At 70.6% G+C, this 19,712-nt stretch carries 15 protein-coding genes; 3 read left to right on the forward strand and 12 right to left on the reverse strand.

The features are described 5' to 3' along the window. From alaS to ACWF79_RS25350, 3 genes are read right to left on the reverse strand one after another with little or no spacing between them, the layout of a single operon-like run. Window positions 1-2,670 (reverse strand): alanine--tRNA ligase, encoded by a 2,670-nt coding sequence (alaS, locus tag ACWF79_RS25340; RefSeq protein ID WP_453730427.1) that lies wholly within the window; start codon window positions 2,668-2,670, stop codon window positions 1-3. Next, window positions 2,670-3,026, reverse strand: coding sequence for a DUF6167 family protein (locus tag ACWF79_RS25345; protein ID WP_453730428.1), 357 nt, complete (start codon window positions 3,024-3,026; stop codon window positions 2,670-2,672). The genes alaS and ACWF79_RS25345 overlap by 1 nt, the downstream gene beginning before the upstream one ends. A gap of 7 nt (window positions 3,027-3,033) precedes the next feature. Beyond that, complete coding sequence (locus ACWF79_RS25350; protein ID WP_453730429.1) at window positions 3,034-3,468, reverse strand: DUF948 domain-containing protein; 435 nt, start codon at window positions 3,466-3,468, stop codon at window positions 3,034-3,036. Window positions 3,469-3,638: 170 nt separating this feature from the next. Between ACWF79_RS25350 and ACWF79_RS25355 the strand changes: the two genes are divergently transcribed. Beyond that, window positions 3,639-5,813 carry an ATP-binding protein gene (locus tag ACWF79_RS25355; protein ID WP_453730430.1) on the forward strand — a complete coding sequence of 725 codons (2,175 nt, stop codon included), beginning with the start codon at window positions 3,639-3,641 and terminating at the stop codon, window positions 5,811-5,813. Between the two features lie 53 nt (window positions 5,814-5,866). Here ACWF79_RS25355 and rpsD read toward each other — a convergent pair whose 3' ends face one another. The 5 genes from rpsD to ACWF79_RS25380 form a co-directional block, all read right to left on the reverse strand. Continuing rightward, the gene (gene rpsD, locus ACWF79_RS25360) at window positions 5,867-6,481 is read right to left on the reverse strand and encodes a 30S ribosomal protein S4 (RefSeq protein WP_158985446.1); all 615 of its coding nucleotides are present in this window, start codon (window positions 6,479-6,481) and stop codon (window positions 5,867-5,869) included. 355 nt (window positions 6,482-6,836) lie between these two features. After that, window positions 6,837-8,189: a replication-associated recombination protein A gene (locus ACWF79_RS25365; protein ID WP_453730431.1), complete on the reverse strand. Its 1,353-nt coding sequence runs from the start codon at window positions 8,187-8,189 to the stop codon at window positions 6,837-6,839. A 45-nt stretch (window positions 8,190-8,234) separates the two neighbouring features. Next, the gene (locus ACWF79_RS25370; RefSeq protein ID WP_453730432.1) at window positions 8,235-8,846 is read right to left on the reverse strand and encodes a vitamin K epoxide reductase family protein; all 612 of its coding nucleotides are present in this window, start codon (window positions 8,844-8,846) and stop codon (window positions 8,235-8,237) included. 129 nt (window positions 8,847-8,975) lie between these two features. Continuing rightward, window positions 8,976-10,238 carry a histidine--tRNA ligase gene (hisS, locus tag ACWF79_RS25375; protein WP_453730433.1) on the reverse strand — a complete coding sequence of 421 codons (1,263 nt, stop codon included), beginning with the start codon at window positions 10,236-10,238 and terminating at the stop codon, window positions 8,976-8,978. Window positions 10,239-10,248: 10 nt separating this feature from the next. Next, window positions 10,249-10,956, reverse strand: coding sequence for an MBL fold metallo-hydrolase (locus ACWF79_RS25380; RefSeq protein ID WP_453730434.1), 708 nt, complete (start codon window positions 10,954-10,956; stop codon window positions 10,249-10,251). A 152-nt stretch (window positions 10,957-11,108) separates the two neighbouring features. Here ACWF79_RS25380 and ACWF79_RS25385 point away from each other — a divergent pair, with 152 nt between their 5' ends. Next, window positions 11,109-11,909: a peptidylprolyl isomerase gene (locus ACWF79_RS25385; RefSeq protein WP_453730435.1), complete on the forward strand. Its 801-nt coding sequence runs from the start codon at window positions 11,109-11,111 to the stop codon at window positions 11,907-11,909. A 188-nt stretch (window positions 11,910-12,097) separates the two neighbouring features. Then, window positions 12,098-13,330: a DUF349 domain-containing protein gene (locus ACWF79_RS25390; RefSeq protein WP_453730436.1), complete on the forward strand. Its 1,233-nt coding sequence runs from the start codon at window positions 12,098-12,100 to the stop codon at window positions 13,328-13,330. Window positions 13,331-13,403: 73 nt separating this feature from the next. Here the strand turns inward: ACWF79_RS25390 and ACWF79_RS25395 are convergent, their stop codons facing one another. The 4 genes from ACWF79_RS25395 to secD all read right to left on the reverse strand — a co-directional run bounded on the left by ACWF79_RS25395 (window position 13,404) and on the right by secD (window position 19,501). Then, window positions 13,404-15,884: a RelA/SpoT family protein gene (locus ACWF79_RS25395; RefSeq protein WP_453730437.1), complete on the reverse strand. Its 2,481-nt coding sequence runs from the start codon at window positions 15,882-15,884 to the stop codon at window positions 13,404-13,406. A gap of 215 nt (window positions 15,885-16,099) precedes the next feature. Further along, a complete protein-coding gene (locus ACWF79_RS25400) occupies window positions 16,100-16,651 on the reverse strand; it encodes an adenine phosphoribosyltransferase (RefSeq protein WP_453730438.1) in 552 nt (183 codons plus the stop codon). Further along, on the reverse strand, window positions 16,648-17,745 hold the full coding sequence (secF, locus tag ACWF79_RS25405) for a protein translocase subunit SecF (RefSeq protein ID WP_453730439.1): 1,098 nt from the start codon (window positions 17,743-17,745) through the stop codon (window positions 16,648-16,650). Before secF ends, ACWF79_RS25400 begins: the two co-directional genes overlap by 4 nt. Before the next feature lies 1 nt (window position 17,746). Beyond that, window positions 17,747-19,501, reverse strand: coding sequence for a protein translocase subunit SecD (secD, locus tag ACWF79_RS25410; RefSeq protein ID WP_453730440.1), 1,755 nt, complete (start codon window positions 19,499-19,501; stop codon window positions 17,747-17,749). Window positions 19,502-19,712: the final 211 nt, after the last annotated feature.

The following is a 19,712-nucleotide window of genomic DNA, read 5'->3' on the forward strand; positions in this document are numbered from 1 at the left end:
TCACGCGGTCTCCACGACGACGCGCTCGACGGCGTCGATGGCCTCGCCGACGGCCTCGGGGTTCTGGCCGCCGCCCTGGGCGACGTCCGGCTTGCCGCCACCGCCGCCGCCGAGGGCCTTGGCGGCCGTACGGACGAGGTCACCGGCCTTGAGACCGCGCTCGCGGGCGGCTTCGTTGGTGGCGATGACCGTCAGCGGGCGGCCGTTGGCCGTGGTGAACAGGGCCACGACGGCCGGCCGGTCCGAGGAGATGCGGCCGCGCACGTCGAGGACGAGCTTGCGCAGGTCGTCGGCGGAGGTGCCGTCGGCCACCTGGCCGGTGACGAGGGCGACGCCGCGGATGTCCTGGGCGCTCTCGACCAGACCGGCGGCGGCCTGCAGCACCTTCTCGGCGCGGAACTTCTCGATCTCCTTCTCGGCGTCCTTCAGCTTGCCGAGCATGGCGGAGATCTTCTCCGGCAGCTCCTCGGGACGGCCCTTGACCAGCTCCTGGAGCTGGGCGACGACCGTGTGCTCCCGGGCGAGGAAGTTGTAGGCGTCGACACCGACGAGGGCCTCGACCCGGCGCACGCCACTGCCGATCGACGACTCGCCGAGCAGCTTCACCAGACCCAGCTGGGCGGTGTTGTGGACGTGCGTACCGCCGCACAGCTCCTTGGAGAAGTCGCCGATGGTGACGACACGGACCTTCTCGCCGTACTTCTCGCCGAACTCGGCGATGGCGCCCTGACGCTTGGCCTCGTCGATCGGCATGACCTCGGCGTGCACGTCGAGTTCGCGGGCGAGGACCTCGTTGATCTTCTGCTCGACGTCCGTGAGGACCGTGCCGGGCACCGCGTTGGGCGAACCGAAGTCGAAGCGGAAGCGGCCGGGCGAGTTCTCCGAACCGGCCTGGGCGGCCGTCGGGCCGAGGGCGTCACGCAGGGCCTGGTGCGTCAGGTGCGTGGCGGAGTGGGCACGGGCGATGGACCGGCGGCGGCGGACGTCGATGGCGGCGTAGGCGGTGGCGCCGACCGTCACCTCGCCGACCTGGACGGAACCCTTGTGCACGGAGACGCCGGGGACCGGCTGCTGGACGTCGCGGACGTCGATGACGGCGCCGCTGTGCAGCTTGATCCGGCCCTGGTCGGCGAGCTGGCCGCCGCCCTCGGCGTAGAAGGGGGTGCGGTCCAGGACGACCTCGACCTCGTCGCCCTCGGAGGCGGCCGGCGACGGGACGCCGTTGACCAGCAGACCGACGACCGTGGTCTCGCCCTCGGTGTTGGTGTAGCCGGTGAACTCGGTGGCGCCGCTGCCGTCGGCGATCTCGCGGTAGGCGGCGACGTCGGCGTGGCCGGTCTTCTTGGCCTTGGCGTCGGCCTTGGCCTTGTCCCGCTGCTCCTGCATGAGGCGGCGGAAGCCGGCCTCGTCCACGGAGAGCCCCTGCTCGGCGGCGATCTCCAGGGTGAGGTCGATCGGGAAGCCCCAGGTGTCGTGGAGCAGGAACGCCTTGTCGCCGGGCAGGACGGTGGAGCCGGCGGCCTTGGTCTCGGTGACGGCGCCGTCGAGGACGTTCGAGCCGGCGTTGAGCGTCTTGAGGAAGCGGGCCTCCTCGGCCAGGGCGACGGTCTCGATCCGCTTGCGGTCGGTGACCAGCTCCGGGTACTGCTCGCCCATGGTGTCGATGACCACGTCGACGAGGTCCTGGACGACCACGCCCGTGGCGCCGAGCAGGCGCATGTTGCGGATGGCGCGGCGCATGATGCGGCGCAGCACATAGCCGCGGCCCTCGTTGCCCGGGGTGACGCCGTCACCGATGAGCATCACGGACGTCCGCATGTGGTCGGCCACCACACGCAGCGAGACGTCGCTCTCGTGGGCCTTGCCGTAGTCGACACCGGTGAGCTCGGTGGCCTTGTCGATGACGACCTTGAGGGTGTCGGTCTCGTACATGTTCTGTACGCCCTGCAGGATCATCGCGAGGCGCTCGAGGCCGAGGCCGGTGTCGATGTTCTTCGACGGCAGCTCGCCGAGGATCGGGAAGTCCTCCTTGCCGGAGCCCTCGCCGCGCTCGTACTGCATGAAGACCAGGTTCCAGATCTCCACGTACCGCTCGTCGTTGACGGCCGGGCCGCCCTCGACGCCGAACTCGGGGCCGCGGTCGTAGTTGATCTCGGAGCACGGGCCGCAGGGGCCGGGGACGCCCATCGACCAGTAGTTGTCCTTCTTGCCGAGGCGCTGGATGCGCTCGGCGGGGACGCCGACGACGTCGCGCCAGATCTGCTCGGCCTCGTCGTCCTCCTGGTAGACGGTGATCCAGAGCTTCTCCGGCTCGAGCCCGTAGCCGCCGTGCTCCACCGAGGTGGTCAGCAGCTCCCAGGCGAGCTTGATGGCGCCTTCCTTGAAGTAGTCGCCGAAGGAGAAGTTGCCGCACATCTGGAAGAACGTGCCGTGGCGGGTGGTCTTGCCGACCTCTTCGATGTCGGGCGTCCGCACGCACTTCTGCACGCTGGAGGCGCGCGGGAAGGGCGGCTTCACCTCGCCGAGGAAGTACGGCTTGAAGGGAACCATGCCGGCGGGGACCAGAAGCAGAGTCGGGTCGTCCGCGATGAGCGACGCCGAAGGCACGACGGTGTGCCCGCGCTCCTCGAAGAAGCTCAGCCAGCGGCGGCGGATTTCAGCCGACTCCATCAGTGGTCCTCATTCCGGTTGTACGAAATCGTGCGGTACGAATACGTGGGCTTGGTGGTCAGGTGGGTCGGGTCGAGCACGGCCCTGTGGCGCGGCGCCGGGAGCTCGCGGTCGGCGGGGGCGTCCACGGAGGCCTCCAGGCCGAGTGCCTCGCCGAGTTCGGCCTCGCGCTGGACCATGCCGGCCCGGACGTCGAGCGCGAAGTCCTTGAGCCGGTGGCCGGTCTCGATCGCCTTGTTCGCCGCCTGCGCGGCGAGGCTCTCCGGGGTCAGCTGCTTGAGCTTCCGGTTGACCTTGGTGGTGGCCCACACGCCGGCTGCGGCGCCTGCGGTGAACCAGAACGTACGGCGGAACATCGGCGGCTCAGCCCTTCTGCTTCCGGCGCCGCGCGGACGGCACGGTGCGACCGACTACGGTTCGGCGCGTGGGCGCGGGCGCCGACGGCGCCTCGTCCCGGCCGCGGCCGAGGGCCTTGCGCACTCCGTAGCCGAAGGCCGCGACCTTGACGAGCGGGCCACCGAAGGTCGAGGCGACGGTGGTGGAGAGCGCGGAGGCGTTGGAGGTGACCTCCTGGACGTCCGAGGCGATGGCGTCGACCCGGTCGAGCTGGGTCTGTGCCGCTCGCACGGTGGCGGAGGCGTCGCTGAGCAGCGGGACGGTCTGTTCGGTCACGTCCGCCACGAGCTTGGTGGTCGCCTTGAGCGTCTGCGCCAGTCTCACCAGAACCACGGCGAGGAAGGAGACGAGAATCGCCCAGAACACGGCCACCAGAATCCCGGCAACCTCTCCACCGGTCACTCCGCACCGCTCTCTGTTGTCGTTGGGCCCTTGCGAAAAGTCGTTCTCCGACCCTATCGCGCCCGGGCTCTTTCCCCGTACCGCATTTGCCGTCGCGAGGCGGCTCCTGGCAGGGGATTCGCCTGGACCGATTGTACGGAGAGCATGCGGGTCGGTACGCTCCGTGTCCCATGCGAAGGAGCAATCTCCCTGCCGAGCTGAACCGGTTCCTCGGACGGTCCGGCGAGCAGGACGAACTCGCCCGGCTCCTGGGCGAATCCCGGCTGGTCACGGTCGTCGGGATGGGCGGTGTGGGCAAGACCCGGCTCGCTCTGAGAGTCGCGTCCGCGGCGGAGAAACGCTACGCCGACGGCACGTGGCTCGCCGACCTCTCGGTGCTGCGCGACCCCGATCTCGTGGCGTACGCGCTGGTCGAGGCGCTGGGGCTGACCGACCACACGCTGCGCACCCCCGACGAGACGCTGATCGACCATCTCGCGGAGCGCCGGGTCCTGCTCGTCGTGGACGGGTTCGAGCACCTCGTCGAGGAGTGCGCCCCGCTGCTGCGGCAGCTCCTGCAGCGCTGCCCCGGCCTCACCGTCCTCGCGGTGGGCCGCCGCCCGCTGCGGGTGGACGGGGAGACGGTCTTCACGTTGGCGCCGATGGGCCAGGAGGACGCGGAGCGGCTGTTCCTGGCGAGGGCGTCGGCGGCCGGGGTGCCCGGCGCGACGGGCGGCGCCGAGGACAGGACCGGGTCGGACTTCGACGCGGCCGCCGTACGTGAGCTGTGCCGACGGCTCGACGGGATTCCCCTGGCCCTGGAACTGGCGGCCGCCCGGTTGCCGCTGCTCACCGTGGAGCAGGTGCTGCACCGGCTCGACGACCGGTTCCGGCTGCTCGCCGACGGCGCGCGGGGCGCGCTCCCCCGGCACCAGACGCTGCGGACGGCGATCGGTTGGAGCCATGAGCTGTGCACCCCGGAGGAGCGGCTGCTCTGGGCACGCCTTTCGGTCTTCGCCGGGCCGTTCGACCTGGAGGCGGTGGAGTACGTCTGCGCGGGGCGGGAGCTTCCGGCGGAGCGGATCCTGGACGTGCTCGGCGGGCTGCTCTCCCAGTCGCTGGTCGTACGGGAGCTCACGCCCGCCGGACCGCGATTTCGGATGTTGGACACCGTCACCGCGTACGGGGCGGAATGGCTTGCGGCGCTCGGGGACACCGAGCGCATGCGCCGCCGCCATCGCGACTGGTACATGGGCCTGGCCACCTGGTGCGAGCTGGAGTGGTTCAGCCCCCGGCAGGCCGAGGTCGCGGCCGGTCTGGACGCTGCGCTGCCCAATCTGCGGGCGGCACTCGAACTCTGTCTGGAGGATCCGGACGAGGCGCACCTGGCACAGCAGTTGGCGGGGACGCTCTGGTTCGCCTGGGTGGGCTGCGGGCGGCTGGCCGAGGGGCGGCACTGGCTGGACCGGGCGCTCGCCGGCGACGCGGAACACCCCGACCGCGGCGAGCATGCCTCCGCCCGGCTGAAGGCGCTGTGGGTCCTTGGTTATGTGGCGATCCTGCAGGGCGACGGCACGGCGGGGGTGGCGGCGCTGCACGAGTGCCGCGAGCGGGCCCGCGCGACCGGCAACGCCCTGGCGGAGGCGTACGCGACGCATCGGATGGGCTGCCTCGCGCTGCTCTCGGACGACATGCCGCGCGCGGCGGAGGTGATCGGCCGGGCCCTGGAGGCGTACCGGGAGCTCGGCGAGCTGAACAGCAACGTGCTGATGGCCCAGGTCGAGCTGGCGATGGCCCGGGTCTTCCTCGGCGACCTGGAGGGCGCGATCGCGCTCTGCGAGGACGTGCGCGAGATCTGCGAGGAGCGCGGCGAGCGCTGGACCAAGGCGTACGCGCTCTACGTGCTGGCGTACGCGGCGTGGGGCAGGGGCGATCACGGCGAGGCGCGGGCGCTGCTGACCGAGTGCGTGACGATCAACCACACCTTCCACGACCTGGTCGGCCTGGTCCTGGCGATCGAGCTGCTCGCGCTGGTGACGGCGAGCGAGGGCGATCCCTCGGAGGCGGCCGTCCTGCAGGGTGCCGCGCTGCCGGTGTGGGACACGGTGGGCGTGCAGTTGTTCGGCTCCGGGTACTTCAACAGGCCGCGGTCGCTCTGCGCGAGTGAGGCGGGAGAGCTGCTGGGCGCGGAGCGTTACGGGGCGTCGGTACAGGAGGGACAGGCGCTCTCGCTGGACGCGACGGTGGACCGGGCGCTCAGCGAGCGTCGGGATCCGGCCGCCGGCGTGACGGGCTCCCGGGCGCCGCGCCCGTTCCGTACGAAGGCCCCGGAGAACGCGGAAGCCCGCCGGCTCCCCCACTGGTAAGAGCGGGGAAGCGGCGGGCTGAACACCGCGGGGGTGGTACTACGACGCCTTGATCAGCGGGCGTAGTACTCGACGACCAGCTGCTCGTCGCAGATGACCGGGATTTCCTTGCGGTTCGGGTCGCGGTCGAGGCGGAAGGCCAGGGCCTTCAGGTTGACCTGCAGGTAGCGCGGGGTCTCACCGTCGGCGGCGAAGCCACCCTCACGGGCCACCTGGAACAGCGGCTTCTCGCGGGAGCGCTCGCGGACCATCACGACGTCGTCGGGACGGACACGGAACGACGGCTTGTCGACCTTGCCACCGTTGACCTGGATGTGACCGTGCACGACCATCTGGCGGGCCTGGTAGATGGTGCGGGCGATGCCCGAACGCAGGACCAGGGCGTCGAGGCGACGCTCGAGCTCGACGACCAGCGCCTCGCCCGTCTTGCCTTCGGCCTTCTTGGCGCGGTCGTAGGCGCGCGCCATCTGGCGCTCGCTGATGTCGTACTGCGCGCGCAGACGCTGCTTCTCGAGCAGACGGACCTTGTAGTCCGAGTTCTGCTTGCGGCCACGGCCGTGCTCGCCCGGCGGGTAGGGGCGGGCCTCGAAGTACTTGACGGCCTTCGGGGTCAGCGCGATGCCGAGGGCACGCGACTTCTTGACCTTGGGACGGGACTGGTTCGGCATGAACCAACCTCTCTATCTGTACGAATACGGCTTCACCAGGGTTAGAGGAGGTCGCATCCGCAGCCGGGGAAACCCGAACGGTCGTCAAGGACCTGTCGGGCAGCCGCTCCCTGGTCTGGGCACATACGTGCAGCACGCGAACGACCCATCGCCTTGTCCCGGGGATCCGGGGAGGTGATGGGTTGCCCGCGACACCTTCGAAGGTGCGCGACGCTCCTGGAGATCCCGCCTGGGGCGGGGCTCCGGCTGCATGTCCCGTTCTGGTGGCGCCGGCCGAAGCCGGACACGGGACGCAGCACTGCACATGAGTGTACCGGGTCGAGCGGGGGCCGGTGCACGCGCCTGGCTCCAGTCGTCAGCCGTCGCCGCGCAGCCGCTCCCGTACCTTCTCCACCACGTCGGCATACCGCGCCTCCGCGCCGTAGCGCGTCGGTTCGTAGTAGCGCCTGCCGTGGACGGCGTCGGGGGCGTACTGCTGGGCCGCGATGCCGCCCGGGACGTCGTGCGGGTAGACGTACCCCTGGGCGTGGCCGAGCTTGGCCGCGCCCTTGTAGTGGCCGTCGCGCAGGTGCGCCGGGACCGGGCCCGCCAGGCCGTTGCGTACGTCCGCCTGGGCCGCGGAGATCGCGGTGGTCGCCGCGTTCGACTTGGGGGCCAGGGCCAGGGCGATCGTGGCGTGGCTCAGGGTCAGCGCGGCCTCGGGGAAGCCGATCATCGCGACGGCCTGGGCGGCCGCGACGGCGATCGGCAGGGCGGTCGGATCGGCCAGGCCGATGTCCTCGCTGGCGGAGATCATCAGACGGCGGGCGATGAACCGGGGGTCCTCCCCCGCCTCGATCATGCGGGCCAGATAGTGCAGCGCCGCGTCCACGTCCGAGCCGCGGATGGACTTGATGAGCGCGCTGGCCACGTCGTAGTGCTGGTCGCCGTCCCGGTCGTACTTCACCGCCGCGCGGTCGACGGTCTCCTCGACCGTCGAGAGGCTGATCTCCGGCTCGCCCTTGGCGATGGCGGCGCCCGCCGCAGCCTCCAGGGCCGTGAGCGCCCGCCGCGCGTCGCCGCCGGCGATCCGCAGCAGATGGGCCTCGGCGTCCTCGGGCAGCGTGACCGCGCCGCCGAGCCCCCGGTCCTCGGTGAGGGCCCGCTTCAGCAGATCACGCAGGTCGTCGTCGGTGAGCGGTTCGAGCGTGAGGAGGAGGGAGCGGGAGAGCAGCGGGGAGATGATCGAGAAGTACGGATTCTCCGTCGTCGCCGCGATCAGCGTCACCCAGCGGTTCTCCACCGCCGGGAGAAGCGAGTCCTGCTGGGCCTTGGAGAAGCGGTGGATCTCGTCGAGGAAGAGGACGGTCTCCTTGCCGAAGCCGCCGGCGGCGCGCCGGGCGCCCTCGATGACGGCCCGGACCTCCTTGACGCCCGCCGTGATCGCGGAGAGCTCCACGAAGCGCTTGTTGGTCGCCTTGGAGACGACGTACGCCAGGGTGGTCTTGCCGATGCCGGGCGGGCCCCAGAGGATCACGGAGGAGGAGCCCGCCGGGCCTCCGCCGCCGTCGCCGACGAGCCGGCGCAGCGGTGAGCCCGGCTTGAGCAGGTGCTGCTGGCCGAGCACCTCGTCGAGGGTGCGCGGGCGCATCCGCACGGCCAGGGGGCTGCTGGACGGGTCCTTCTCCTGGCGCTCTTCGGCGGCTGCGGTAAAGAGGTCGGGCTCCACGTCATGAAGCCTAAGTCAGACCACTGACAGCGCCGCCCGAACCCGTCAGCTGGTCCAGAAGTCCCACCAGCGCGTGAGGATCAGCATGCCGATGATCCCGATGTGCAGGGCGGGCAGGACCCAGGTGAACTCGTCGAAGAAGGTCCGCAGGCCGCGCGGGGCGGGGATGACGCCGTTGCGGACGTTGTGCGAGGTCACGTACCAGAACATGACGATCGTGGCGACCCAGGCCAGGCAGCACCAGAGGCAGAGCGCGTTGATCTCGTACAGCGACTGCTGCATGAGCCAGGTGCAGAAACCGACGCCGAACAGCGTGCCCGCGTTCAGGCCGAGCCAGTACCACCGGCGGTGGCTGGCGCCCGCCAGGAGGGCCACACCGATCGCGATCACCATCGCGTACGTCACGAGGCCGAGCATGGGGTTCGGGAAGCCGAACACCGACGCCTGCTCGCTCTTCATGATGTTGCCGCAGGAGACGACCGGGTTGAGGCTGCACCCGGGGGTGAAGTTCGGGTCCTCGAGCAGCTTGAACTTGTCGATCGTGATCACCCAGGAGGCGAGCAGCCCCGCGGCGCCGGTGATCACGAGCAGCCAGGCGAGGGCGCGGCTCGCGCCGATCGTGTCGCGCGCCGACTCGTCCACCGCGGTCTTCGTCATATCCCGATCCATCACTTCGCTCGCCTGCTTCCGGGCACGGTCATTGTGCCGCACACGGACCCCTGTCCACCGTTCGGCGGACATAAGGACGGGCCCCGGCAGAGCGCCGGGGCCCGTCCCTGTGGCAGATCAGGCCAGCTTGGCCCGGACGGTGTCGACCAGCTCGTCCAGGGCCACCGGCTCCTGCTCGCCGGCCTCCATGTCCTTGAGTTGGACGACGCCCTCGGCGAGGTCGCGCTCGCCGGCGACGATCGCGAAGCGGGCGCCGGAACGGTTGGCGTCCTTCATCGAGCCCTTCAGGCCCTTGCCGCCGAAGGAGAAGTCCGCCGCGACGCCTGCCTTGCGCAGCTCGGTGACCTTGCCGAAGAGGACCCGCCGGGCCTCCTCGCCGAGCGCGACCGCGAAGACGCTGGTGGTCGCCGGGAGGTCCAGCTCGACGCCCTCGGCCTCCAGGGCCAGCACCGTACGGTCCACGCCGAGCGCCCAGCCGACGGACGGCAGCGCGGGGCCGCCGATCATCTCGGAGAGGCCGTCGTAGCGGCCGCCGCCGCCGACCGCGGACTGCGAGCCCAGGCCGTCGTGGACGAACTCGAAGGTCGTGCGCGTGTAGTAGTCCAGGCCGCGCACCAGCTTGGCGTCGTCCTCGAAGGTCACGCCCGCCGCGGTGATCAGCGCACGCACCTCCTCGTGGTACGCCTTGCACGCGTCGCACAGGTAGTCCCGCAGCAGCGGGGCGCCGACGAGCTGCTTCTGCACGGACTCGCGCTTGTCGTCCAGGACGCGCAGCGGATTGATCTCGGCCCGGCGGAGGGTGTCCTCGTCGAGGTCGAGGCCGCGCAGGAAGGTCTGCAGCGCCTCGCGGTAGACGGGACGGCACTCCTTGTCACCCAGCGAGTTCAGCAGGATGCGGAAGTTCCGCAGGCCGAGCGAGCGGTACGCCTGGTCGGCGAGGATGATCAGCTCGGCGTCGAGCGCCGGGTCCTCGGTGCCGATCGCCTCGGCGCCGACCTGGGAGAAGTGGCGGTAGCGGCCCTTCTGGGGGCGCTCGTAGCGGTAGTACGAGCCGGAGTACCAGAGCTTGACCGGCAGGTTGCCCTGCTTGTGGAGGCTGGCCTCCAGGGCCGCGCGCAGCACGGAGGCGGTGCCCTCGGGACGCAGGGCGAGCTTGTCGCCGCCCTTGGTCTCGAAGGCGTACATCTCCTTGGTGACGATGTCGGTGGACTCGCCGACGCCGCGCGCGAAGAGGTTGACGTCCTCGAAGCCGGGCGTCTCGACGTAGCCGTAGCCGGACGTCCGCAGGGGGCGGGCGATGGCGTCCCGGACCGCCAGGTAGGTCGCGGAGTACGGGGGGATCAGGTCGTACGTGCCCTTGGGGGCCTTGAAGGTGCTCACTGCGTTCTCGTCACATTCCTCGTCGGGGAGCCTGCGTGCTCCCGAGGCCGGCCGCCACGTCCCGCAGGTACGGGTTCGTGGCGCGCTCCTGGCCGATGGTCGTCTGGGGACCGTGTCCCGACAGCACCACGGTCGAGTTGTCGAGCGGCAGGCACACGCGGGCCAGCGATTCGAGCATCTCGTCCATGTCACCGCCGGGCAGGTCGGTGCGTCCGATGGAGCCGGCGAACAGCAGATCCCCGGAGAAGAACACGGAGGGAATCTCCGGGCTCTGGGGCATCCGGAAGGTCACCGACCCCTTGGTATGACCGGGCGCATGCGCGACGGAGAACTCCAGTCCGGCGAGGTCCAGCGTGGCGCCGTCGGTGAGCTCGTGCACGTCGTCCGGCTCGCCCACGGTCAGTTCGCCCATGAGCGGCATCCCGATGGAGCGGCCGAGGGCCTTCTCCGGGTCGCTCATCATGTACCGGTCGGCGGGGTGGATCCACGCGGGTACGTCATGGGCGCCGCAGACCGGGACGACGGAGGCGACGTGGTCGATGTGTCCATGGGTGAGGACCACGGCGACGGGCTTGAGCCGATGCTTCTTCAGCGTCTCCTCGACTCCCTGGGCGGCCTGGTGGCCCGGGTCGATGATCACGCACTCCTCGCCTGCGGCGGGGGCGACCAGATAGCAGTTGGTCCCCCAGGCCCCGGCGGGGAACCCGGCAATCAGCACGATCGTCCTTAAATGTCGTCCGGCACGGGGTGCGGCGGAGCGGAAGCGGCAGATCAGAGCCTACCGGCGCTGCGTATTCCACAGCCAACCCGTATACGGTACGGGCACATCCGGCCAGGACAGGAACAGACGAGCGACAGGGAGAAGACCCCGTGGTCAGCAGCGATCAGCGGCGGCGGCAGCTTGCCAGGGAGAAGTACGAACGCCAGCAGCAGCGGCGGCGCGAGGCGCAGGTGAAGGCCAGGCGGCGCAACACCGTGATCGCCGCCTCTCTCGCCGTGGTCCTGGCCGCCGGTGGAGCGGTGTACGCCTCGGTCGCGCTGACCGACGGCGGCGAGAAGGGCTCCGACAACACGGCGAGCGACAGCCCGTCGAACTCGGCGAACCCGACGCCCTCGGACGAGCCGACGACGCCGGCGCCGGCGATGGCCGTCGACAAGAAGGCCACGTACGTGATGTCCCTGAAGACGAACAAGGGCGACATCGCGATCACCATGGACGCCGCGAAGACCCCGCACACGGTGAACTCCTTCAAGCACCTGGCGGACAAGAAGTACTTCGACGGCACCAAGTGCCACCGCCTGACCACCGAGGGCATCTTCGTGCTCCAGTGCGGCGACCCCAAGGGCGACGGCACCGGTGGCCCCGGCTACACGATCCCCGACGAGAACCTGGACGCGCTCGGCAAGGCCGGCGCGGACGGCAGGGTGACGTTCCCGGCGGGCACGGTCGCGATGGCCAACACCGGCCAGCCGGGCAGCGGCGGAAGCCAGTTCTTCCTCGTCTACAAGGACACCAAGCTGGCGCCGAGCTACACCCCGTTCGGGAAGATCGACGCGGCCGGTCTGAAGGCCGTCCAGGACGTCGCCGAGGGCGGGGTCGAGGGCGGCGCCAAGGACGGCGCGCCGAAGTCGGCCGTCACGATCGAGAAGGGCACGGTCACCAAGAAGTGACACACCGTGTGACCGTTGAACTTCGGTCGCGCGGAGAGCGGACAGCCGGGCGGCCGGTCGCCTAGATTGGCGTTGTGCAGCGCGGTCCTGTATCCGCGTTGTTGAGGGCGGGCGAGGCCCGCCGGGAAACTGTGGACGATGCCCAGGGGGCGAGGGCCCCCTCGTCGGCATCATGTGGAGGAGGCGCTGTGAGCAGCGACCCGTGGGGCCGCGTCGACGAGACGGGCACCGTGTACGTGCGTACTGCCGAGGGCGAGAAGGTCGTCGGATCGTGGCAGGCCGGCACTCCCGAGGAGGCACTGGCCTACTTCGAGCGCAAGTACGAGGGCTTGGTTGTCGAGATCGGCCTCCTCGAGAAGAGGGTGAAGACCACCGACCTCTCGGCGAAGGACGCCACTGCCGCGATCGACCACATCCGGCAGCAGGTGGACGAGCATCACGCCGTGGGTGACCTCGCCGCGCTGGCGACGCGCCTCGACAAGCTGGTCGAGACCGTCGAGTCGCGCCGCGAGGAGCGCAAGGTCCAGAAGGCCAAGCAGGCCGACGAGGCGCGCGGCGCCAAGGAGGCGCTGGTCAAGGAGGCCGAGGAGCTGGCGCAGAGCGAGCAGTGGCGGGCCGCCGGTGAGCGGCTGCGCGCGCTCGTGGACACCTGGAAGGGCCTGCCGCGGCTCGACCGGAAGTCCGACGACGAGCTGTGGCACCGCTTCTCGCACGCCAGGTCGGCGTTCTCCAAGCGCCGCAAGGCACACTTCGCCTCGCTGGACGCGCAGCGTGAGGACGCCCGCAAGGCCAAGGAGAAGCTGGTCGCCGAGGCCGAGTCGCTGTCGAACTCCACGGACTGGGGTGGCACGGCCGCCCGCTACCGCGAGCTGATGGCGGAGTGGAAGGCCGTGGGCCGCGCCCAGCGCGAGCACGAGGACGACCTGTGGAACCGCTTCCGCGGCGCCCAGGACGTGTTCTTCGCCGCGCGCGGCGAGGTCTTCGCCGAGCGGGACGCGGAGCAGACCGAGAACCTCAAGCTGAAGGAGGAGCTCGCGGCCGAGGCCGAGAAGCTGGTGCCGGTGAAGGATCTGAAGGCGGCCCGCGCGGCCTTCCGTTCCCTCAACGAGCGCTGGGAGGCCATCGGCCACGTGCCGCGCGACGCCCGGCCGAAGGTCGAGGGCCGGATGCACGCGGTGGAGCGGGCGATCCAGGAGGCCGAGGAGTCGGAGTGGCGCCGGACGAACCCCGAGGCACGCGCGCGTGCGGCGGGTCTGACGGGCCAGCTGCAGGACGCGGTCGACAAGCTCCAGAAGCAGATCGACGCGGCCCGTGCGGCGGGCAACGACGCCAAGGCCGACAAGCTGGCGCGTGAGCTGGAGGGCCGCCAGGCGCTCCTCGACCAGGCGCTGAAGGGCCTGGAGGAGTTCGGCGGCCGGTAGGAGACACCACGTTGTACGAGAAGGGCCCCGGTACCTGTGACAGGTACCGGGGCCCTTCTCTCGTACGCCGTGGTTACGGGCGGCGGGCCGAGGTGACGCGGTAGACGTCGTAGACGCCCTCCACCCCGCGGACGGCCTTCAGGACGTGGCCCAGGTGCTTCGGGTCGCCCATCTCGAAGGTGAAGCGCGAGGTGGCCACCCGGTCACGGGAGGTCTGGACGGCCGCCGACAGGATGTTGACGTGCTGGTCCGACAGGACGCGCGTGACGTCCGAGAGGAGCCGGGACCGGTCCAGCGCCTCGACCTGGATGGCGACCAGGAAGACCGAGGACTGGGTGGGCGCCCACTCGACCTCCAGGATCCGCTCCGGCTCGCGGGAGAGCGAGTCGACGTTGACGCAGTCGCTGCGGTGCACCGAGACACCGCTGCCGCGCGTGACGAAGCCGATGATCGGGTCGCCCGGAACCGGGGTGCAGCAGCGGGCCAGCTTGACCCAGACGTCCTCGACGCCCTTGACGACGACACCGGGGTCGGCGTTGGAACGGCGCTTGGAGCGGCCGCGCGCGGGCGGGGCGGTCTCGGCGATGTCCTCGGTGGCGGCCTCCTCGCCACCGAGCGCCTGGACGAGCTTCTGGACGATGGACTGGGCCGTGACATGGCCCTCGCCGATCGCCGCGTACAGCGAGGAGATGTCGCTGTAGCGCATTTCGTGGGCGAGGGTGACGAGCGAGTCGCCGGTCAGGATCCGCTGGATCGGCAGGTTCTGCTTGCGCATGGCCCGCGCGATGGCGTCCTTGCCCTGCTCGATCGCCTCCTCGCGGCGCTCCTTGGAGAACCAGGCGCGGATCTTGTTGCGGGCGCGCGGCGACTTGACGAAGCCGAGCCAGTCGCGGGACGGGCCGGCGCCGGCGGCCTTGGAGGTGAAGACCTCGACCAGGTCGCCGTTGTCGAGCGTCGACTCCAGCGGGACGAGCCGCCCGTTGACCCGGGCGCCTATGGTGCGGTGGCCGACCTCGGTGTGGACCGCGTAGGAGAAGTCCACGGGGGTGGCGCCCGCGGGCAGCGCTATGACGTCGCCCTTGGGAGTGAAGACGAAGACCTCGTTGCGCGACAGGTCGAAGCGCAGGGACTCCAGGAACTCGCCGGGGTCCTCGGTCTCCTTCTGCCAGTCGAGCAGCTGGCGCAGCCACGCCATGTCGTTGAGGTGGTCGTCCTTGCCGGTGTGCTTCGGCATGTCGGACCGCACCTTGGAGGCGCCGGCGACGGCCTCCTGCTTGTACTTCCAGTGCGCGGCGATGCCGTACTCGGCCCGGCGGTGCATGTCGAACGTGCGGATCTGGAGCTCGACGGGCTTGCCGTTGGGTCCGATGACCGTCGTGTGCAGCGACTGGTACATGTTGAACTTCGGCATCGCGATGTAGTCCTTGAACCGGCCGGGGACCGGGTTCCATCGCGCGTGGACGGTGCCGAGGGCCGCGTAGCAGTCGCGGACGGTGTCCACGAGGACGCGGATGCCGACCAGGTCGTAGATCTCCGCGAAGTCACGGCCGCGGACGATCATCTTCTGGTAGACGCTGTAGTAGTGCTTCGGGCGGCCGGTGACGGTGGCTTTGATGCGGGCGGCGCGCAGGTCGGACTGGACCTCGTCGGTCACTATGGCGAGGTACTCGTCCCGCTTGGGGGCGCGCTCGGCGACGAGCCGGACGATCTCGTCGTACATCTTGGGGTAGAGGATCGCGAAGGCGAGGTCCTCCAGCTCCCACTTGATGGTGTTCATGCCCAGGCGGTGGGCGAGCGGCGCGTAGATCTCCAGGGTCTCGCGCGCCTTCTTCTCCTGCTTCTCCCGCTTGAGGTAGCGCATGGTGCGCATGTTGTGCAGGCGGTCGGCGAGCTTGATGACCAGGACGCGGGGGTCCTTGGCCATGGCGACGACCATCTTGCGGACGGTCTCGGCCTGCGCGGCCTCGCCGAACTTGACCTTGTCGAGCTTGGTCACGCCGTCGACGAGGAGGGCGACCTGGTCGCCGAAGTCGCGGCGGAGGGTGTCGAGGCCGTACTCGGTGTCCTCGACGGTGTCGTGCAGCAGGCCGGCCATCAGCGTCGCCGGGTCCATGCCGAGCTCGGCGAGGATCGTGGTGACGGCGAGCGGGTGGGTGATGTACGGGTCGCCGCTCTTGCGCTTCTGGCCGCGGTGCCAACGCTCGGCGACCTGGTAGGCACGCTCGACCTGGCGGAGGGTCGCCGTCTCGATCTTCGGGTCGTTGGAACGGACGATCCGCAGGAGCGGTTCGAGGACCGGGTTGTACGGGGAGGACCGCTGGACGCCGAGCCGGGCGAGGCGTGCGCGCACGCGGTTGGACGAGCCGCCGGAGCGGGTGGCGGGGGCCGGCGCGGGCTTGGGCGCGGGGGCCTGGGCCGGTGCCGGGGCGGGGGCCACGGGCGTGGGCCTGCTCTCCGCGGGCGTGTTCGGGGACGTCGCGGGTCCCGCCGCTACGGCCTTTTCGGCCTGCGGGTCGGGCTGCGCGGCGGAGAGTGGCTGGGCCTCGTCTGGCAAGAGCGCTCCTCGTGCGGTACCGGGTCCCCCGGTCAGGCCCGGAAAGGCCATGGTATCGACCCGGGGGCCGCCGTGCTCACGCGTGCGGTTGGTGAGACGGGCGCCACGCGCGCGTGGTCCCCGTTCCGGGACATATCAGGAGAACGGCAGGGGCGCCCCGGGGATTCCCGGGGCGCCCCTCACCGCACACCTGTGCGGTGCCTACGTGTGTGGCGTCAGACCGTGATCAGCGCCTCCAGCGGAGCGCCGCGCAGGGCGGGCTCCAGGCGGGCCCGGCCGGGCAGGAAGCCGAGCTCCATGAGGACGGCGACGCCCGCGACCTCGGCCCCGGCGCGCCGTATGAGCTCGATGGAGGCCTCGGCGGTGCCGCCGGTGGCGAGGACGTCGTCGATGACCATGACGCGGTCGCCCGCGGCCAGGTCCTCGGCGTGCACCTCGATCTCGGCCGTGCCGTACTCCAGCTCGTAGGCCTGCCGCAGCGTGGCGCCGGGGAGCTTGCCGGCCTTGCGGACCGGGACGAAGCCCAGGCCCGCCCGGACGGCGACCGGCGCGGCGAGGATGAAGCCACGCGCCTCAAGGCCGACGATCTTCGTCGCGCCGTGCGTGACGCACAGTGCGGCGAGGGTGTCGGTGAGCGCGCTGAACGCCTCCGGGTCCGCCAGCAGCGGCGTGATGTCCTTGAACAGCACGCCGGGCTTCGGATGGTCGGGGACGTCCCGGATCCGGCTGAGGAGCAGGGCCGTGGTGTCCTGGGCCTCGGCGGTCATCCGCGCTGCTCCGACGCCCGCCCTCGACGGCCACGCTGGCCGACGACGGCGGTGCGGTCGTCGCCCTCGAAGCCGTCCCCGTGCTCGTCGGAGTCGTTGCCGTCGAGGGACTCGCCCTTGGCGGCCGCCGAGGCGCGCTTGGCGAGCACGCGCTTCCTGAGGGCCTTCATCGCCGGCTCGCGCTCCTTGAGGTCGGCGACGAGCGGGGTGGCGATGAAGATCGAGGAGTACGCACCGGCGGCGAGGCCGACGAAGAGCGACAGCGAGATGTCGTTCAGCATGCCGGCGCCGAGGACGCCACCGCCGATGAAGAGCAGACCGGCGACCGGCAGCAGGGCGACGACGGTGGTGTTGATCGAGCGGACCAGCGTGCCGTTGATCGAGCGGTTCGCCATGTCGCTGTACGTGTAGCGGCTCTGCTTGGTGAGGTCCTTCGTCTGCTCCTTGAGGGAGTCGAAGACGACTACGGTGTCGTACAGCGAGTAACCGAGGATCGTCAGCAGACCGATGACCGTACCGACCGTGACCTCGAAGCCGACGAGCGTGTAGATGCCGACGGTGATGGTCAGGTCGTGGATCAGGGCGATGAGCGCCGCGACCGCCATTCTCCACTCGAAGGCGATGGCCAGATAGATCACCACGAGGATCATGAAGACCGCGAGACCGGTCCATGCCTTGTTGGCGATCTGCTCACCCCAGCTGGGGCCGACCAGCTCGGCCGCGATCTTGTTCTCGGGGATGTTCAGGTCCTTGGCGAGCTCGGCGCGGACCTGGTCGGACTGCGCGGTGTCGAGGCCGCCGACCTGGATGCGCAGCGCTCCGCTGCCGAGCTTCTGGACCAGCGCTTCGTGGCCGGAGGCCTCTTCCGCGTACTCCTGGGCCTGGGAGACCGAGACCTCGGACTTCGGGGTGGTGAAGACGGCACCGCCCTGGAACTCGATGCCCATGTTCAGGCCGCGGACGGCCAGCGCCACGATCGCCGTGATGGTGATCAGGATGGACAGGCTGTACCAGAGCTTGCGGTTGCCGATGAAGTCGTAGGCGACCTCACCGCGGTTGAGTCGGGCGCCGAGACTGTCGCGCTTCTTCGCCATCTCACGCCTCCTTCGGGTGATCGACGGGGGCGTTGACACGGCGGGAGCGGCGCAGCGGCGGCTTGGCGCCGAGGCGCTTCGGGTCCAGTCCGGACCAGGCGTGGCCGTCGCCGTAGAACTTCGTCCGGGCGAGCAGCGTCATCAGCGGCTTGGTGAAGAGGAACACCACGACCACGTCGAGGAGGGTGGTCAGGCCGAGGGTGAACGCGAAGCCCTGGACCTTGCCGACGGTGACGACGAAGAGCACCGCGGCGGCGAGGAACGACACGAAGTCGGAGACCAGGATCGTGCGGCGGGCACGCGGCCAGGCGCGCTCGACGGCCGGGCGCAGCGTGCGGCCCTCGCGGACCTCGTCGCGGATGCGTTCGAAGTAGACGATGAACGAGTCCGCGGTGATACCGATGGCGACGATGGCACCGCAGACGGCCGGCAGGTTCAGCGCGAAGCCGATGGCCGGGCCGAGCAAGGACATGATCACGTACGTGAGGAGCGCCGAGGCACCCAGGCTGAGCAGGGCGATCAGCGACAGGCCGCGGTAGTAGACGACCAGGTAGAGCACGACGAGTCCGAGGCCGATGGCGCCGGCGATCAGACCGGCCTCCAGCTGCTCGCTGCCGAGTGCGGCGGTGACGGTGTCGACGCTCTGGGTCTCGAAGGCGAGCGGCAGGGCGCCGTAGGACAGGATGTTGCCGAGGTCCTGGGCCGACTGCTGGTTGAAGTTGCCGGAGATCTCCGCGCTGGCGCTCAGCGTCGTGCGCACGGAGGGCGCCGAGACGACCTCACCGTCGAGGACGATCGCGAAGCGGTTCTGCGGGTCGGTCTGCTGCGAGAGCTTGCCGGTGATCGACTGGAACTTCTTCGAGCCCTCGCTCGTGAAGTCCATGGTGACGATCCACATGCCGCGCTGCTGGTCGAAGGTGCCCTTGGCGTCGTCGACGTCGCGGCCCTCGACCTCGGCCGGGCCGAGGATGTACTTCGACCACTGGCCGGGCTCGTCCTCGCCACACGCCACGGTCGGCTCGGTGGGCTTGACGCCCTGGCCGGCGGCGGCCTGCTGCTTGGGGTCGAGGCAGTTCAGGGTGGCGAACTTCTGCTCGAGCGCCGCGGTGGCGGGGTCAGGAGTCTGGGTCGCCTTGGGGGTCTCCGGGGCCTTGGGGGTCGCGGAGGAGGAGCCCGTGGGCGTGGGGCTCGGGGCCTTGAGGGCCTCGGTGAGCGCCCGGCCCTGCGTGGAGGCGGTGGCCGTCGGGGTGGCCGGCTTCCCGCTCGGCGTCGTGCCGGAGGCGGAGGGCTTCGGCGAGGTCGACGGCTTGCCGGAGGAGTCGGCGCTCGGCACCGGCTGCGGCGCGGCGGCTGTGACGGCGAGCACGGGGCGGAAGTAGAGCTGGGCGGTGGTACCGACCTGCTCCCGGGCCTGCTTCTCGTTCGTCCCGCGAGGGATGTTCACGATGATGTTCTCGCGGCCCTGCGTCTGGACCTCGGCCTCGGAGACGCCGAGACCGTTGACACGGCGGTCGATGATGCCGACCGCGGTGTTCATGTTGGTCTCGTTGATCGCCGATTCCTGACCGGGCTCGGCCTTGGCCTTGAGCGTGATCGACGTTCCGCCGGCGAGGTCGATGCCCAGGCGCGGGGTGGTGTGCCCCGACCAGAACATGCCGCCGGTGAGCGCGACCATGGCGATCAGGATGAATGCCAGGGCGCGGCCCGGCCGGCTCTGTCCCCCCGCCGGCCCTCGGCCCTTCTTCGGTGCTGCCACCTGTCGTATCTCCCTGTCCAACCGCCGCGCGCCGGGTGTGCGCGGGACGGCCACTGAGTGTGTGTGGGGACCTGCCCCCGCAGACGTGGAACCGTGCCGGGGACCGCGGACGCCGGTGGGGGGGCCCGGGGCCCCGGGGCGGCGAACAAACCCCCGGGGCGGCCGGGGGGCGGGCCGGGGGAGTGTACACAGGCGCGGGCCGCCACGGCCC

The organism is Streptomyces sp. NPDC054975, from assembly GCF_053609105.1.